The organism is Nocardioides sp. Root122, from assembly GCF_001425025.1.
In the GTDB taxonomy this organism is placed as follows: Bacteria; Actinomycetota; Actinomycetes; order Propionibacteriales; family Nocardioidaceae; genus Nocardioides.
This window is the reverse complement of record NZ_LMDE01000003.1, coordinates 122,341-137,841: the sequence shown is the minus strand read 5'-3', so window position 1 is coordinate 137,841 and position 15,501 is coordinate 122,341. Positions and strand designations below refer to the sequence as shown.

Here is a 15,501-nt window from a genome sequence, read left to right as displayed (position 1 = left end):
GATGGTGCGCCTGCTCGGCGACTACGAGCGCCACCTCGTCTCCGAGCGCGACCTGACGCCGCACACCGTCCGCGCCTACCTCGGCGACGTGTCCAGCCTGCTCGACCACTGCCTGCGCCTCGGTCTCGACGACGTGGCCGAGCTCGACCTGCGCGCGCTGCGCAGCTGGCTGGCCCGGCTCCAGACCACCGGCCGCAGCCGGACGACGATCGCCCGCCGAGCCACCGCGGCCCGGGTCTTCACCGCCTGGCTGCACCGCACCGGCCGGCTGCCCACCGACCCGGGCGCCGCACTCGGGTCACCGAAGAAGCACAAGACCCTTCCCCCCGTCCTGCGCGCCGACGAGGCCGAGGCGCTGATCCGCTCCGCCGCCGAGCTCGCCGACGACGGCACCCCGGTCGGGGTCCGCGACGTGGCGATGCTGGAGCTCCTCTACGCGACCGCGGTCCGGGTGGGTGAGCTCGTCGGCCTCGACATCGACGACGTCGACGACGAGCGCCGCGTGGTGCGGGTCCTGGGCAAGGGGCGCAAGGAGCGCTCGGTGCCCTACGGCACCCCCGCTGCCCGTGCGCTCGACCGCTGGCTCTCCGTCGGCCGACCCGCGCTGCGCGTGGAGGGCTCCGGTCCGGCCCTGTTCCTCGGTGTGCGCGGCAGGCGGATCGACCAGCGAGCGGTCCGCGAGCTGGTGCACCGTCGGATCGCCGACGTGCCCGGAGCTCCCGACATCGGCCCGCACGGCCTGCGGCACACCGCGGCCACCCACCTCCTCGAGGGCGGCGCCGACCTGCGCTCGGTCCAGGAGCTGCTCGGCCACGCGTCCCTCGCGACGACCCAGCTCTACACCCACGTCACCACCGACCGGCTGCGTCGCGCCTACCAGCAGGCACACCCGCGCGCCTGAGCCCCCGCTCCCGCAAGATCCGTCATCCCGAGCCGAACGGATGGGCTCGGGTTCGTATGACGGACCGACCCGCACCGGCCGGGCGGCGGGTTGGGAAGGCGGGCTCAGGCGAGCCAGTCCACCGGGCGGCGCCAGCGCTCCAGTGGGGGAGTCCACGGCACCCGTCGGGTCGCCGGCTCGTCGCGCCACAGCGGCAGCAGCCGCACCGGACCCGACCCGACGAGGGTGAGCGGGTCGAGGTACTCCTGGCCGTCGCCGGTGCCGCGGATGAGCCCCCAGTGCAGGCAGGCCGCGGGGAAGCAGTGGCTGTCGGTCGCGGTGAGCCGCCCGAGCACGTCGCCTGCCGCCACCGTCCGCCCGCGGACGACCGACGCCACGACCGGCTCGTACGTCGTGCGCCGACCGCCGTGCAGCACCGTGACCACCGGCTTGCCGCCGATCGAGCCGACGAAGCCGACCGTGCCGGGCAGGGCCGCGCGCACCGCCTGTCCGGGGCGCCCCGCCATGTCCACGCCGCGATGCCCCGCCGCCCACGGGCCGGGCGGTGGCTCGAACCCCCGAACGACCTCCGGCTCGGGGTCCAGTGGCCACGCCCCGACGGGCTCCACCCGGGCTCCGTGCGCGGGCCCGGGCAGCCCGACCAGCAGCACGAGGACGACGACTCCGAGGACGGCTCTCATCCCTCGATGCTGCGCGGGACCGCGTCGTCGTACGACCGGGCCGGGAGCCCCCTGTGGACCGTCGCCCGGCCGGAGGCGCTGGGGACGGTTCCCGGCCCGCGACCAGCACCTGTGACCCGCCCGATCCACGCCCATCCGGAGCGTGCGCAGCGATTCGCGCCGGGGGGATCGCTGGCCTACGATGTGCGGAGCAGTCCTCACGGACTGACTTCGCACGCTCGCAGACCGCGGCGGAATGCTCCTCGGTTCCGCACCACCCGTGGGCGTCGGCCCTCAGTTCCCACCAGCTCCAGGTCCATCGGAGTTGGGTGCGGATCGGACCGGCGTGTGGGCGTCAGGGCTCCCGGCACCCGTCGGGCGCAACAACTGAGAACAACAGGAGTCACGCTCCCGGCACGGCCTGGTTCAAGGTCGGGCACAGCGGTGAGCGCCTCCGCGACAACAGGAGAACCCATGGCAGTCGTCACCATGCGCCAGCTGCTCGAGAGCGGCGTCCACTTCGGTCACCAGACCCGTCGTTGGAACCCCAAGATGAAGCGCTTCATCATGACCGAGCGCAACGGCATCTACATCATCGACCTGCAGCAGTCGCTCGCCTACATCGACCGCTCCTACGCCTTCGTCAAGGAGACCGTCGCCAAGGGCGGCGTCATCATGTTCGTCGGCACGAAGAAGCAGGCCCAGGAGGCGATCGCCGAGCAGGCGACCCGCGTCGGCATGCCCTACGTCAACCAGCGCTGGCTGGGCGGCATGCTCACCAACTTCCAGACGGTGCACCAGCGGATCAACCGCCTCAAGGAGCTCGACGAGATCGACTTCGACGACGTCGCGGGCTCCAACCGCACGAAGAAGGAGCTGCTCCAGATGCGCCGCGAGCGCACCAAGCTCGACAAGACCCTCGGCGGCATCCGCGACATGACCAAGGTCCCGTCGGCCGTGTGGATCGTCGACACCAACAAGGAGCACCTCGCCGTCGAGGAGGCCCGCAAGCTGCGGATCCCGATCATCGGCATCCTCGACTCCAACTGCGACCCCGACGTCGTCGACTTCCCGATCCCGGGCAACGACGACGCCATCCGCGCCGTCGGCCTGCTGACCCGCGTGGTCGCCGACGCCGTCGCCGAGGGCCTCATCGCCCGCTCGGGTGCCAAGGCCGGCGATGCTGGCGAGGCCGTGGGCGCCGAGGAGCCCCTGGCCGAGTGGGAGCGTGAGCTCCTGCAGGGTGACGCCGACAAGGCTGCCGCTGCCGCCACCGGCGACGCCGCCGCCGAGACCCCGGCCTCCGAGGCCACCGGTGCCGCGTCCGAGGCGCCGCAGGCCGAGGCCGCCGCCGACGCTGCGACCGACGCCCCCGCCGCGGAGGCCCCCGCCGCCGAGGCGGACGCGCCCGCCGAGGCCCCCGCTGCCGAGGCCCCCGCTGCTGAGGCCGACGCCCCGGCCGCCGACGCGGACGCCCCGGCCGAGGCCGAGCAGAAGCAGGACTGATCGCCTACGCCGGTCGCCCGCCACGGCGGGCGACCGGCGCACGCGTCACGTCCACCCCCACCCTGGCTCAGCCGAGCCAGCCCCCTGAGTCAAGGAAGAAGGACCATGGCCAACTTCACCGCCGCCGACGTCAAGAAGCTCCGTGAGCTCACCCAGGCCGGGATGATGGACTGCAAGAAGGCGCTGACCGAGACGGACGGCGACTTCGACAAGGCCGTCGAGCTGCTCCGCGTCAAGGGTGCCGCCAAGGCCGCCGCCCGCGGCGCCGAGCGCGAGACCGCCGCTGGCCTCGTCGCCACCGCCGGCAACGCGCTGGTCGAGCTGAAGAGCGAGACCGACTTCGTCGCCAAGAACGAGGACTTCATCGCCAAGGCGCAGCAGATCGCCGAGGTCGCCAACTCCGTCAAGGCCGCCGACACCGCCGCCCTCAAGGCCGCCGAGCTCGATGGCAAGACCGTCGGCGAGGTCGTCGAGGACCTCGCCATCACCATCGGCGAGAAGATCGAGCTGGGCGATGTCGCCTACTTCGAGGGCACCACCGTCACCTACATGCACAAGCGTGCCGCCGACCTGCCGCCCGCCGTGGGCGTGCTCGTCGAGTTCGAGGGTGACGAGGCCGCTGCCCGTGCCGCAGCGATGCAGATCGCCGCGATGAAGGCGCAGTACCTCACCCGCGAGGAGGTCCCGGCCGACCTGGTCGAGTCCGAGCGCTCCATCGCGGAGCAGAAGACGCGCGAGGAGGGCAAGCCCGAGCAGGCGATCGCGAAGATCGTCGAGGGTCGCCTCGGCGGCTTCTACAAGGAGATCGTCCTGCTCGAGCAGGAGTCGGTCACCGAGTCCAAGAAGTCGGTCAAGGCCGTCCTGGACGCGGCCGGCACCACCGTGAAGCGGTTCGCCCGCTTCGAGGTCGGCGCCTGAGCCACGCTCCACCCGAGCACCCGGACGGGGCCCGTACGCACTGGCGTACGGGCCCCGTCCGCTTGTCCGGACGTCCGCCGGTCCGCGAGCGTCTCGGCGGGTTCGTCGCGACCGGCTCGTTCCGGTAGGTTTCTCGGGACCCACCAAGCCGTGTGAAGGGATCCCAGTGACGGCCTACAACCGTGTCCTGCTCAAGCTCTCGGGTGAAGTGTTCGGTGGGGGTGAGGTCGGGCTGGACCTCGACGTCATCAACGGGCTGGCCGGCGAGGTCGCCGAGGTCGCGAAGTCGGGCGTGCAGATCGCCATCGTGGTCGGTGGCGGCAACTTCTTCCGCGGCGCCGAGCTGCAGCAGCGCGGCATGGAGCGCGCCCGCGCCGACTACATGGGCATGCTCGGCACGGTGATGAACTGCCTGGCGCTCCAGGACCTCATCGAGAAGCACGGGGTCGAGACGCGCGTGCAGACCGCGATCACCATGGGCCAGGTCGCCGAGCCCTACATCCCGCGCCGCGCGATCCGGCACATGGAGAAGGGCCGCGTCGTGATCTTCGGCGCCGGCGCCGGCATGCCGTTCTTCTCCACCGACACCGTCGCGGCCCAGCGCGCGCTGGAGACCCGCTGTGAGGTCATCCTGATGGGCAAGCAGGGTGTGGACGGGGTCTACGACTCCGACCCCAAGACCAACCCCGACGCGGTGAAGTTCGACCACCTCACCTACGACGAGTACCTCGCCCGCGACCTCAAGGTGGCCGACGCCACCGGCATCGCGATGGCGCGCGACAACCGCATGGACATGGTCTTCTTCAACCTCTCGACCCCGGGCACGATCGGCCGCGCCGTGCGGGGTGAGAGGATTGGCACGCTGGTGAGCAGCTCGGCCTGATCGGCCCGTCCGATCGCCCGGCGACCACCACACCCCGACGTACGACGAGAGAGAGCAACCGTGATCAACGACGTCATGAACGATGCCGACGCCAAGATGAGCAAGTCCGTCGAGGCGACCCGCGAGGACTTCGCCACGATCCGGGCAGGCCGTGCCAACCCGGCCATGTTCGCCAAGATCACGGCCGACTACTACGGCACCCAGACCCCGCTGCAGCAGCTGGCGAGCTTCACCTCGCAGGACGCGCGCACCATCCTCATCCAGCCGTTCGACATCGGCGCGATGGGCAACATCGAGCGGGCCATCCGCGACTCCGACCTCGGCGTGAACCCGGCCAACGACGGCAAGGTGCTGCGCTGCGTGTTCCCCGAGCTGACCGAGGAGCGTCGCAAGGAGTACATCAAGCTCGCCAAGGCCAAGGCCGAGGACGGCCGGGTCTCGGTGCGCAACGTGCGCCGTGCGGCCAAGCAGGCCCTCGAGAAGCTCGAGAAGGACGGTGAGGTCGGCAAGGACGACGTCACCGGTGCCGAGAAGCGCCTCGACGCGGTCACCAAGACCCACACCGACAAGATCGACGAGCTGCTCAAGCACAAGGAAGCCGAGCTGCTCGAGGTCTGAGCGCCCCTTCCATGACGACCCCTGACAGTTCGGCGGCTCCCCAGCCGGTGCCGAAGGACCACGGCCGCGCCGGCCGTGACCTCCCTGCGGCGATCACTTCGGCCGTGGTCCTCGTCGCGGCGATCCTGCTGTCGCTGTTCTTCTGGAAGACCGCGTTCATGGGGATCGTCGCCGTCGCTGTCGCGGTCGCGGTGTGGGAGCTGCACCGCGGGCTGTCGGCCAAGGACATCGACATCCCGGAGCAGCCGCTGATGCTGGGCGGCGTCGTCATGGTCGTCGTCGCCTACTTCTGGGGCGCACCGGCGCTGGTCACCGCCACCGCCGTCACCGCACTCGTGATCATGCTGTGGCTGCTGCGCCGCGGGGTGGCCGGCTACGTCAAGAACGCCACCGCGTCGGTCTTCACGCTCGTCTACGTCCCGTTCCTCGCCTCATTCGTCGCCCTCCTGCTGGGCGAGGGTGGCACCACCCCGGCGTTCGGCCTCGACCTCGACGACCACGGCGTACGGGGCGTCATCACGTTCATCGCCATCACGGTTGCCTCCGACACCGGTGGCTACATCGCGGGCGTGCTCTTCGGCAAGCACCCGATGGCGCCGGTGATCTCGCCCAAGAAGTCGTGGGAGGGCTTCGCCGGGTCCGTGGTCGCCACCACGGCGGTCGGGGTGTGGCTGGTCACCTCCTTCCTCGGCGGCGACTGGTGGGTGGGTGCCGTCCTCGGCGTCATCACGGCCGTCATGGCCACCCTGGGTGACCTGTGCGAGTCGGTCATCAAGCGCGACCTCGGCATCAAGGACATGAGCCAGGTCATCCCCGGCCACGGCGGCCTGATGGACCGGCTCGACTCGCTCCTCGCCACGGTCGCGCCGATCTGGCTGGTCCTCTACTACCTCGTCTTCTGATGCGGCTGCTCGTCACGGGTGGCCGCACCGGCTACCTCGGCCGGCACGTGGTGGCGGCGGCCACCGGGCACGACGTGGTCGCGGTCGGCTCGGCCGACTGCGACGTCCGCGACCGGGTCGCCGTCGAGGCGCTGCTGACGGCGCACCGGCCCGACGCCGTCGTCCACACGGCCTACGTCCAGTCCGACTGGGACGTCACCGCCACCGGTACGGCACACGTGGCGATCGCGGCGCGCGCGCACGGCGCCCGACTGGTGCTGGTGTCCAGCGACGTCGTCTTCTCCGGCGCCGACATCCACTACGACGAGACCGCTCGGCCCGACCCGATCACCGCCTACGGCGCGGCCAAGGCGGCTGCGGAGACGACCGCGCTCTCGGTCTGCGACGACGTGGTCGTGGCGCGCACCTCGCTCATCCTCGGTGACGGGTCCTCCCAGCACGAACGCCTCGTGCACGCCCTCGCCGCGGGGGCGGAGGGTGCGCTGTTCGACGACGAGGGGCGGTGCCCGGTGCATGTCGGCGACCTCGCCGCGGCGCTGGTCGAGCTCGCCACCGGCACGCACCAGGGCGTGCTGCACGTCGCCGGCGCCGACGCGGTGAGCCGGCTCGAGCTCGGCCGCCTCATCGCGCGCCGCGACGGCCTGGAGCCCGACGTGCTGCGTGGCACCAGTCGCGCCTCGTTGCCCGGCCCGGTCGACGTACGCCTGGACTCCTCGCGGGCGGCGCGTCTGCTCACCACCCGTCTCCGCGGGGCGCGGGAGTTCCTCGCCCCATGACCCTCCACCTCGTGCGGCACGGGCGCCCGCTGGTCGTGGTCGGCGCCCCGGCCGCCACCTGGGACCTCGACCCGGCGACGTACGACGACGTGTGGGCGCTGCGCTCCCGCCTGCCCGCGCGGGCGACGTGGTTCACCTCGCCGGAGCCCAAGGCCGTGCAGACCGCGCAGCTGCTGACCGACGGCGACGTCGGTGTCGTCGACGACCTGCGCGAGCACCAGCGCTCGGGGGAGTGGGCCGAGGACTTCGCGGGAGCGGTGCGGCGCGCCTTCGAGCGTCCGGACCTGCCTGCCGTGGAGGGCTGGGAGCCGCTCCGGGACTGCCGGGAGCGGGTGGTCGCCGCGGTGCGGCGGGTGCGGGAGGTGCACGCCGGGGAGGACGTCGTGCTGGTGGGGCACGGCACCGCCTGGACCCTGGTGGTGGCCGACCTGACCGGTCAGCCGCCCGACCTCGCGAGGTGGGCCGCGCTCGGGATGCCCGACCTCATCACCGTCGACTGACCGCGATCCCCGTGTACCGTGGGCGGAAATGCCGGCGACAGCGTGCCCACCGCCAGGTCGTCGGTCCGACCGCCTAGGCTGGGAACGTGGAGACGGGACAGGTCGACGAGGTCGAGGACCGGAGCGGCGAGTCGCTCGGGTGGTGGCACCACAGCCACCCGACGTTCGCGGGGATCACCGGCTTCTTCGCCGGCATGCTCTACGTCACCGCCGTGCCCGGCGCCTTCGTGGGCATCCTGCGGCTGCTCTTCAGCTACGAGACGGCCGAGAAGCTCTTCCCGTTCGTCCTGCTCGCCCTGGTGCTCCCGATCGCGCTGCTGGTCAAGCGCAAGACCCGGCGCTTCGCCCAGTTCATGTTCGTCGGGATGATCGTCACCGCGATGGTCGTCCTCGGGGTGGCGTCGCTGGTGCTCTACTTCATGGTCGACGCCTGATCCGCTGAATCGCCCTGCGACCGCGGGGGTGGGACAATCGTCAGCGATGTCCGAGACCGTTGAGCCCATCAAGACCCTGCCCCTCGTCTTCAACGAGCCGCGCGGGCGCAAGAAGCCGCCGCGCCACCTCGCCGACCTCGACGAGCCCGGCCGCAAGGCGCTGCTCGAGGAGATGGGGCTGCCCGGCTTCCGTGCCAAGCAGCTCTCCACCCACTACTTCTCCCGCCTGGTTGACGACCCGACGGAGATGACCGACCTGCCTGCCGGCCAGCGCGACGAGCTGGTCTCCGCGCTGCTGCCCGACCTGATGACCCCGCTGCGGACCATGGAGGCCGACAAGGGCACCACCCGCAAGACGCTGTGGAAGCTCTTCGACGGCGCGTTGGTCGAGTCGGTGCTGATGCGCTACCCCGACCGCGCCACGATGTGCGTCTCGAGCCAAGCCGGCTGCGGCATGGCCTGCCCGTTCTGCGCGACCGGCATGGGAGGCCTCCAGCGCAACATGTCGACCGCCGAGATCGTCGAGCAGGTCGTCGCAGGCGCCCGCTCGCTCGCCCGTGGCGAGGTCCCCGGGGGACCGGGCCGCGTCTCCAACGTGGTCTTCATGGGGATGGGTGAGCCCCTGGCCAACTACAAGGCCGTCCTGGGCGCCGTACGCCGCCTCACCGACCCGTCGCCGGCCGGCCTCGGGATGAGCGCGCGCGGCATCACCGTCTCCACCGTCGGCCTCGTCCCGCGGATCAACCAGCTCGCCGACGAGGGCATCCCGGTGACCCTGGCCCTGAGCCTGCACGCGCCGGACGACGAGCTGCGCAACGAGCTGGTGCCGATCAACACCCGCTTCTCGGTCGCCGAGACCGTCGAGGCCGCGTGGAACTACGCGGCGAAGACCAAGCGCCGCGTCTCGATCGAGTACGCCATGATGCGCGGCATCAACGACCAGGCGCACCGCGCCGACCTGCTCGGCGACGTGCTCAACTCCTACGGCGACTGGGGCTGGGTCCACGTCAACCTGATCCCGCTGAACCCGGTCGAGGGCTCGAAGTGGACCGCCTCCGACCCCGCCGACGAGCGCGAGTTCGTCCGGCGGCTCGAGGCCAAGGGCATCCCCACCACCGTGCGCGACACCCGCGGCCGCGAGATCGACGGCGCCTGCGGCCAGCTCGCCGCCAAGGAGTAGCCCAGCGCGCAGCCCGGGTGCGAGGCACCCGCGCACCCGAGCGTCGAGGAGCGTTCACGTGACGTCCCCCCGGGGCGGGGCGTGCGTTGCGGAGCGCTTCCTAGCGTCCGGGGCATGGACCTGCTCGAGAGGCGGCGTCGCAGCCGCACCGTTCCGGCAACAGTCGTCACCCTCCCCGTCGTCCCCTCCGCGCGCGGCCTGCGCGTGCTGGTCGTCAGCGAGTCGTTCCTGCCCCAGGTCAACGGGGTGACCAACTCCGTGCGGCGCGTGCTCGAGCACCTGGCCGCCGAGGGGCACCAGGCCGAGCTCGTCGCACCGACCGGGCCGGCGTCGTACGCCGGCTTCCCGGTCACGCTCGCCCGCGGTGCGAGCCTGCCGTTCTACTCCGAGTTCCGCATCGGCCTGGAGACCCGGCGCCGGCTGCGCGCCACGATGGAGCGCTTCCGCCCCGACGTGGTCCACATCGCCTCACCCGCCACCCTCGGCTACCAGGCCGCGCGGGCGGCCCGGTCGCTCGGCATCCCGACGGTCGCGATCTACCAGACCGACCTCGTCGGATTCGCCGACCGCTACGGCGTGCCGGGCGGGGCGCGCGCCATGGAGTCGCTGACCCGCCGGATCCACCTCGGCGTGGACCGGACGCTGGCGCCGTCGAGCGCGAGCATCGACCAGCTCGGCCGTCTCGGGATCACCGACGTCGCCCGCTGGCCCAGGGGAGTGGACCAGGTCCTCTTCGACCCCGCGAAGCGCGACGAGACCCTCCACGCGATGCTCGCCCCCCGCGGCGAGCTCCTCGTCGGGTACGTCGGCCGCCTCGCGCCGGAGAAGGAGCTCGAGCTCCTGGTCCACGTCCACCGGCTGCCCGGCGTGCGCGTGGTGCTGGTGGGTGGGGGACCGGAGGAGGCGCGGCTCAGGGCCCTGCTGCCGGACGCGGCGTTCCTGGGCGTGCTGCACGGCGAGGAGCTCGCGCGTGCCTACGCGACCCTGGACGTCTTCGTGCACACCGGCCGCCACGAGACCTACTGCCAGTCGGCCCAGGAGGCGCTGGCCAGCGGCGTTCCCGTGGTCGCGCCCCGTGCCGGCGGCCCGATCGACGTCGTGGACGACACGGTCGCCGGCTACCTCTACGAGCCCGGCGACGGCGCCGAGCTGGTGTCCCACGTGGAGCGGCTGGCCACGCAACCGGTGCTGCGACGCCGGATGGCGTACGCCGCCCGGCCCAGCGTGCGGACCCGGACCTGGCAGGCCGTCAACGACGTCCTGGTCGGTCACTACCTCGACGTGAGCGCGCCGGCAGTCAGTCGGCGGCGCGCCGGCTGACCACCTCCCTCTCGACCTCGAGCACCACGTCCACGGCCTCGTCGATGCTGTCGACGAGGTGCACGTGGGGCTCCATCGGGCGCTCGCGGGCCAGTGCTTCGAGCAGCGGCCAGGCCGGCAGCTCCTCGGTCCAGTACGTCCGGCCCACGAGCACCATCGGCGCGACCGCGGTCTCGTCGGCGTAGTAGTTCTCGCAGGCGTCCTGGAAGACCTCCTGCACGGTGCCGCCGGCACCGGGCAGGAAGACGATGCCCGCGTCGCACACCTCGAGCAGCACCGCCTCGCGGGGCGCGTTGCGGAAGAATTTGGCGATCGCGGTGGCGAAGACGTTGGGCGGCTCGTGCCCGTAGTGCCAGGTCGGGATGCCGAGCGACTCGCGGCCCGCGCGGACGCTGTCGACGACCTCGAACCCGGCGCTCGCCCAGGCGCCGACGTCGGGGCGGAATGACGGCACCTGCGCGACCATCGCCAGCGCAGCATCCAGGTCGTCGGGGACGAAGGCGCCGAGGTTGGCCGCCTCCATCGCGCCGGGCCCGCCGCCCGTCGCGACGGTGACGCGGGCGCCCAGGGCGTGGCCGAGCCGGGCCGCGTCGGCGTACGCCTCGGTGCCCCGCTCGAGGGCGTGCCCGCCCATCACTCCGACGATCGCGCGGCCCGAGACCCACGCCTCCAGCGCCTCGTCGACGTGGTGGTCGTGCAGCGCCTGGGCGAGGGCGTCCTCGTGGTCGGTGCCGCGGCGCGACCAGGCGTACGCCCGCGCGTCGAGGCTGTCGGCGTAGCCCGGGGTGTCGTAGAGGTCGCGAGGCGAGTAGAGCGTCGAGCGGTAGGGGTCGACCGGGATGCCCGGGATCTCGTGCAGCACGACGCCGCCGGCGCGGCGCACGGCATCGTCGTCACCGTCGTCGAACTCGCAGCCCAGGAACAGCGATCCCGCCAGGGAGCGCTCGAGCAACGCCGGACCGCGCGCGGACAGGTCGAGCCCGAGGACCCGCCAGCCCGCGAGAGAACGGGCGCCCGCCGCGAGCCTGCGATCGAGGTCGGCCAGCGTGGTGATGTCGAGGACGCGTCCGCGGGAGTGCTTCACACGGCCAACCTAGAGGGCCCGAAGAGGTCGCCGAACGTCCGCAACCGTTCCTAGGCTGCGGGCATGAGCCACATCATCGACGGCCACGAGGTCGTGCCGCTCACCCCGGAGACGTGGCACCTCTTCGAGGAGCTGGCCGGGCACAAGGGTCTCTTCGGAAGCTGCTGGTGCGTCCACTTCCACTGCCACCCCGACCCGCCGGAGCGGGAGGCGATGGGCAACCAGGCGTTCAAGCAGAAGCTGGTGGAGGACGGGGTGGCACACGCCGCCCTGGTGCTCGAGGACGGACACGCGGTCGCCTGGGCGGAGTACGGCACCGTGGCGGAGCTGCCGAACATCCACCACCGCAAGCAGTGGGAGGCCGAGACCGTGCAGCCGCCGGACCACCGGATCACCTGCCTGTTCGTGGAGAAGGGGCACCGCCGCAGCGGGTTGGCCGAGGTCGCCGTCAAGGGCGCGCTCGCACTGATCGCCGACGCCGGCGGGGGCCGTGTGGAGTCCTACCCGCACGACCTCCCGCCGGAGAAGAAGACGTCCTCCTCGTTCCTCTACAACGCCACGCGGACGATGTACGAGCGGATCGGCTTCACCTACGTCCGTCCCAAGGGGCAGGGCAACTGCGTGATGGTGCTGGACGTGCCGCCCGCCTAGAACGCGTGGGCCATCAGGTCACCGAACAGCTCCTGCTCGTCGACCTCCAGCCCGCGCGAGCGGAACCAGGCGCACATGTTGGCGCAGTCGCGCAGGAGGAAGTCCATCCCCTGCGGGTTGCCCACCAGGTCGACCATCTGCGGCAGGTCGATGATCACCAGCCGCTCACCGGCCGCGAGGGTGTTGTAGGGCGACAGGTCGCCGTGCACCAGGCCGGCCTGGACGAGCGTGGTCAGCGCGTCGCGGAGCTGCTCGTAGAAGCCCTCGACGACGGCCCGTTCGGGCCGGACCTGGGCCACGCGCGGCGCGGTCTCGGTCTCCCCGTCGACGGACACCGTGATCCACTCCATCATGATCTCGGTCTCGTCGATCTGGACCGGGTAGGGGACCGGCAGGCCGAGCTCGAAGCAGCGGCGCAGCGCGTTCCACTCCGAGACCGCCCACTCGCCGGCGGCGACCTGGCGACCCCAGGTCGACTTCCGCTTGAGGGCACGCTCGTCGCGCGAGCGCTTCATCGAGCGGCCCTCGGTGTAGGCGGCCGCCCGGTGGAAGGTGCGGTGGTCGGTGTCGCGGTAGCGCTTGGCGGCCATCACGACGGCGGTCTCGGGCCGGTGCGGGTCCTCGCGCTCGACGAGGAAGACGTCGGCCTCCTTGCCGGTCTTGAGGACGCCGAGCTCGGTGTCGACGGCGCCACTGGACGTGACGACCCAGTCAGGCCGCGGCTCGGGCCCCCGCATGAGGGCCTCGAGGTCCTCCCAGCGGGACCATCGTTGACCCGCGCCGAGCTCGTCGGCGTAGGTGTCGTAGGTGAAGACGAACGACTCGTCGATCCCGTCGAGGGGTGAACGGTCGTCAGGCCGGAGGAAGTCCTCCGGGAAGGTGTGCGTCAAGGTCGGTGCTCCGTGTGTGCGAAAGGTGGTCGGCGGGCAGGCCGAGGACAGCGATGGACATGTCACGGCTCCTTTCGGACGGGGCACCACGGTGCGGGCAGCACGTGGTCGGGCGGAACGCCGCGACCATCGTCGGGCACGGCACGTGCCGGCCGCAACGGAATAAGCCGGCCCGGACGCGCTAGGTTCGGACGGTGACCACGCGTGCCGTCTCCCACCCCCTCCTCTCCGCCGCCGTCTGCGCGTCCCTGGCCGTCGCGCTGACCAGCGCCACGGCGATGGGACCGGCGACCGGAACGGCGACTGCCGAGGTGGCTGTGGCCGCTGGCGACGGCGCCGCCGGCATCGGAGACGTCTACTGGCCGCTCGACGGCAACGGCGGGATCGACGTGGCCCGCTACGAGATCGCCAACCGCTACGACTTCGACTCCAAGCGCCTCGCAGGGCGCACCGCGGTCGTGCTGACCGCCACGACCGACCTGACCAGCTTCTCCCTCGACTTCCTGCTCGACGTCGACAAGGTCACCGTCGACGGCGCCAGGGCGGGGTTCACGAAGTCCGACGGCGACCACGAGCTGCGGATCACGCCGTCCGCACCGCTCGCCGCGGGCAGCAGGCACACCGTCGTGGTGACGTACGCCGACAAGCCCGGGAAGCACGCCTACGCCGGCGAGCGCAACTGGCTCGCCGACTCCCACGAGGTCGTCACCATGAACGAGCCGCACATGGCGCCGTGGTGGTTCCCCGCCAACGACCACCCCCTCGACAAGGCCGTCGTCGACGTCCGGGTGACGGTGCCCAACGGGCGCGAGGTGATCTCCAACGGCAAGCTGCGCGGACGCAAGGTCGGCACGAGCGCCACCACGTGGCACTGGCGTGCCGACGAGCCCATGGCGCCCTACCTCGCGTTCTTCGCCGCGGGCGACTTCGACATCGCCCGGGGCAAGCACCGCGGCCTGCCCTGGCTGGTTGCGGTGTCCCAGCGGCTCGGCGGCAACGACCGCGAGGCGAGCATGCGGCTGATGAAGCGGACGCCCGACGTGATCGCGGGTCTCGAGAAGGACCTCGGGGACTACCCGTTCTCCGTCGTCGGCGGACTGACGACCTCCCTCGACCCGGGCTTCGCGCTGGAGAACCAGACCCGCCCCACCTATCCCGCGGTCGGCGGCACCTACACCAGCCTCGTCGTCCACGAGCTCGCCCACCAGTGGTTCGGCGATGACATCGCTGTGCAGCAGTGGCGCGACATCTGGCTCAACGAGGGCTTCGCGAGCTTCATGGAGTGGCGCTGGAACGAGACGCACGGCAAGCGCACGGCCAAGGCCACGCTGACGTCCTACTACGACTCCATGGCGGCGCAGTCGGAGTTCTGGAAGGTGACCGTGGCCGACCCCGGCGCCGACAAGGTGTTCGACGGTGCGGTCTACGGACGTGGTGCCATGACGCTGCAGGCCCTGCGCAACCGGGTCGGCGACGCGGTGTTCTGGCAGGTCCTGCGCACCTGGATCGACGAGCAGCGCGGCGGCAACGGCGCGAGCGAGGAGTTCGAGGAGGTCGCGGCCCGCGTCAGCGGCCAGGACCTCGGCGCGTTCTTCACCGCCTGGCTGCGGACACCGTCCAAGCCCGCCGCGACGGCGGACAACGGCCTGGCCTGATGGTGCGGCCCTGATGTCTGACATCACCTGGTTCCGGGCGCCGAGCGGCGACGACCCGGGCACCCTCAACGCCTGCTACAACGCCCTCGACATCCAGGTGATCCGTGGGCGGGCCGACGACCACGCGGTCGCGGTCGGGGGCACCGCGCGCTCCTACGCCTGGTTGCTGACCGAGGTGGCGGCGTGCGCGGGCGTGCTCCGGGCGTTCGGGGTCGGCGTGGGGGACCGCGTGGTCCTCGGGTCGCTCCCGGCCGAGGCGGGTGTCATCGCGGTGCTCGCGGTGGCCCGCATCGGTGCCGTGGCGGCGTACGACGACTCGGCCGGCGCGGACGGCCCCGTGCAGGTCCGCGGCGTCGACGGCGCGGTCGTGTTCACCGCCGACGGTGAGGACCTCCCGTGGGACGTCGCGATGCGTGCCGGGCGCACCGACCCGGCGCCGACCGCCGACGTGCCGGGTGACGCGATCCTGTCCCGCCACCGCGACGACGAGCTGCCGGTGCTGGCCGCCCTCGGCGCGTCGGACGACCAGAAGCTCCCGGTGCCCGAGGGCGCGAGCGTGGTCGAGGTCGGTGGCGTGCGGTTGTGGTCGTTCGACACGCCGTAGGGCCCGACCCGGCACCTGAC

17 protein-coding genes are annotated in these 15,501 nt (G+C 72.0%); 14 read left to right on the top strand and 3 right to left on the bottom strand.

From position 1 onward, the window contains the following. Position 1 precedes the first annotated feature (1 nt). Positions 2–901: a tyrosine recombinase XerC gene (locus ASC64_RS05460; RefSeq protein ID WP_056906579.1), complete on the top strand. Its 900-nt coding sequence runs from the start codon at positions 2–4 to the stop codon at positions 899–901. A 104-nt stretch (positions 902–1,005) separates the two neighbouring features. On the opposite strand, the gene ASC64_RS05455 is transcribed toward ASC64_RS05460, so the two are convergent. Further along, entirely contained in the window at positions 1,006–1,581 is a 576-nt protein-coding gene (locus tag ASC64_RS05455; protein ID WP_056906526.1) for a M23 family metallopeptidase, read from the bottom strand. A gap of 453 nt (positions 1,582–2,034) precedes the next feature. Between ASC64_RS05455 and rpsB the strand changes: the two genes are divergently transcribed. The 10 genes from rpsB to ASC64_RS05405 all read left to right on the top strand — a co-directional run bounded on the left by rpsB (position 2,035) and on the right by ASC64_RS05405 (position 10,597). Beyond that, positions 2,035–3,066 carry a 30S ribosomal protein S2 gene (gene rpsB / locus ASC64_RS05450; protein WP_056906525.1) on the top strand — a complete coding sequence of 344 codons (1,032 nt, stop codon included), beginning with the start codon at positions 2,035–2,037 and terminating at the stop codon, positions 3,064–3,066. Positions 3,067–3,171: 105 nt separating this feature from the next. After that, positions 3,172–3,984, top strand: coding sequence for a translation elongation factor Ts (tsf, locus tag ASC64_RS05445; RefSeq protein WP_056906524.1), 813 nt, complete (start codon positions 3,172–3,174; stop codon positions 3,982–3,984). A gap of 166 nt (positions 3,985–4,150) precedes the next feature. Further along, entirely contained in the window at positions 4,151–4,867 is a 717-nt protein-coding gene (gene pyrH / locus ASC64_RS05440) for a UMP kinase (RefSeq protein WP_200937472.1), read from the top strand. A 63-nt stretch (positions 4,868–4,930) separates the two neighbouring features. Continuing rightward, a complete protein-coding gene (gene frr, locus ASC64_RS05435) occupies positions 4,931–5,485 on the top strand; it encodes a ribosome recycling factor (protein ID WP_200937478.1) in 555 nt (184 codons plus the stop codon). 11 nt (positions 5,486–5,496) lie between these two features. After that, positions 5,497–6,387 (top strand): phosphatidate cytidylyltransferase, encoded by an 891-nt coding sequence (locus tag ASC64_RS05430; protein ID WP_056906521.1) that lies wholly within the window; start codon positions 5,497–5,499, stop codon positions 6,385–6,387. Next, entirely contained in the window at positions 6,387–7,163 is a 777-nt protein-coding gene (locus ASC64_RS05425) for an SDR family oxidoreductase (protein WP_056906520.1), read from the top strand. Before ASC64_RS05430 ends, ASC64_RS05425 begins: the two co-directional genes overlap by 1 nt. After that, the gene (locus ASC64_RS05420; protein WP_056906519.1) at positions 7,160–7,663 is read left to right on the top strand and encodes a histidine phosphatase family protein; all 504 of its coding nucleotides are present in this window, start codon (positions 7,160–7,162) and stop codon (positions 7,661–7,663) included. Before ASC64_RS05425 ends, ASC64_RS05420 begins: the two co-directional genes overlap by 4 nt. A gap of 86 nt (positions 7,664–7,749) precedes the next feature. Beyond that, positions 7,750–8,097, top strand: coding sequence for a hypothetical protein (locus ASC64_RS05415; RefSeq protein ID WP_056906518.1), 348 nt, complete (start codon positions 7,750–7,752; stop codon positions 8,095–8,097). A gap of 46 nt (positions 8,098–8,143) precedes the next feature. Next, a complete protein-coding gene (gene rlmN / locus ASC64_RS05410; protein WP_056906517.1) occupies positions 8,144–9,277 on the top strand; it encodes a 23S rRNA (adenine(2503)-C(2))-methyltransferase RlmN in 1,134 nt (377 codons plus the stop codon). 114 nt (positions 9,278–9,391) lie between these two features. After that, a complete protein-coding gene (locus ASC64_RS05405) occupies positions 9,392–10,597 on the top strand; it encodes a glycosyltransferase family 4 protein (RefSeq protein ID WP_056906516.1) in 1,206 nt (401 codons plus the stop codon). Here ASC64_RS05405 and ASC64_RS05400 read toward each other — a convergent pair. Then, a complete protein-coding gene (locus ASC64_RS05400; protein ID WP_056906515.1) occupies positions 10,575–11,681 on the bottom strand; it encodes an LOG family protein in 1,107 nt (368 codons plus the stop codon). The two genes, ASC64_RS05405 and ASC64_RS05400, sit on opposite strands and share 23 nt — an antisense overlap. A 63-nt stretch (positions 11,682–11,744) precedes the next feature. On the opposite strand from ASC64_RS05400, the gene ASC64_RS05395 reads away from it, so the two are divergent. After that, positions 11,745–12,332 (top strand): hypothetical protein, encoded by a 588-nt coding sequence (locus ASC64_RS05395; RefSeq protein ID WP_056906514.1) that lies wholly within the window; start codon positions 11,745–11,747, stop codon positions 12,330–12,332. On the opposite strand, the gene ASC64_RS05390 is transcribed toward ASC64_RS05395, so the two are convergent. Next, positions 12,329–13,222 carry a serine protein kinase RIO gene (locus ASC64_RS05390; protein WP_056906513.1) on the bottom strand — a complete coding sequence of 298 codons (894 nt, stop codon included), beginning with the start codon at positions 13,220–13,222 and terminating at the stop codon, positions 12,329–12,331. The two genes, ASC64_RS05395 and ASC64_RS05390, sit on opposite strands and share 4 nt — an antisense overlap. A 194-nt stretch (positions 13,223–13,416) precedes the next feature. On the opposite strand from ASC64_RS05390, the gene ASC64_RS05385 reads away from it, so the two are divergent. Further along, positions 13,417–14,877 (top strand): M1 family metallopeptidase, encoded by a 1,461-nt coding sequence (locus tag ASC64_RS05385; protein ID WP_056906512.1) that lies wholly within the window; start codon positions 13,417–13,419, stop codon positions 14,875–14,877. Between the two features lie 13 nt (positions 14,878–14,890). Then, complete coding sequence (locus ASC64_RS05380; protein WP_056906511.1) at positions 14,891–15,481, top strand: AMP-binding protein; 591 nt, start codon at positions 14,891–14,893, stop codon at positions 15,479–15,481. The last annotated feature ends 20 nt before the right edge of the window (positions 15,482–15,501 follow it).

What these genes read in the sequence shown, in the direction of transcription:
- ASC64_RS05460 (WP_056906579.1), top strand. Translation starts at nt 2, where the DNA reads ATGGTGCGCCTGCTCGGCGACTACGAGCGCCACCTCGTCTCCGAGCGC.
- ASC64_RS05455 (WP_056906526.1), bottom strand. Translation starts at nt 1,581, where the DNA reads ATGAGAGCCGTCCTCGGAGTCGTCGTCCTCGTGCTGCTGGTCGGGCTG.
- rpsB (WP_056906525.1), top strand. Translation starts at nt 2,035, where the DNA reads ATGGCAGTCGTCACCATGCGCCAGCTGCTCGAGAGCGGCGTCCACTTC.
- tsf (WP_056906524.1), top strand. Translation starts at nt 3,172, where the DNA reads ATGGCCAACTTCACCGCCGCCGACGTCAAGAAGCTCCGTGAGCTCACC.
- ASC64_RS05430 (WP_056906521.1), top strand. Translation starts at nt 5,497, where the DNA reads ATGACGACCCCTGACAGTTCGGCGGCTCCCCAGCCGGTGCCGAAGGAC.
- ASC64_RS05425 (WP_056906520.1), top strand. Translation starts at nt 6,387, where the DNA reads ATGCGGCTGCTCGTCACGGGTGGCCGCACCGGCTACCTCGGCCGGCAC.
- ASC64_RS05420 (WP_056906519.1), top strand. Translation starts at nt 7,160, where the DNA reads ATGACCCTCCACCTCGTGCGGCACGGGCGCCCGCTGGTCGTGGTCGGC.
- rlmN (WP_056906517.1), top strand. Translation starts at nt 8,144, where the DNA reads ATGTCCGAGACCGTTGAGCCCATCAAGACCCTGCCCCTCGTCTTCAAC.
- ASC64_RS05405 (WP_056906516.1), top strand. Translation starts at nt 9,392, where the DNA reads ATGGACCTGCTCGAGAGGCGGCGTCGCAGCCGCACCGTTCCGGCAACA.
- ASC64_RS05395 (WP_056906514.1), top strand. Translation starts at nt 11,745, where the DNA reads ATGAGCCACATCATCGACGGCCACGAGGTCGTGCCGCTCACCCCGGAG.
- ASC64_RS05380 (WP_056906511.1), top strand. Translation starts at nt 14,891, where the DNA reads ATGTCTGACATCACCTGGTTCCGGGCGCCGAGCGGCGACGACCCGGGC.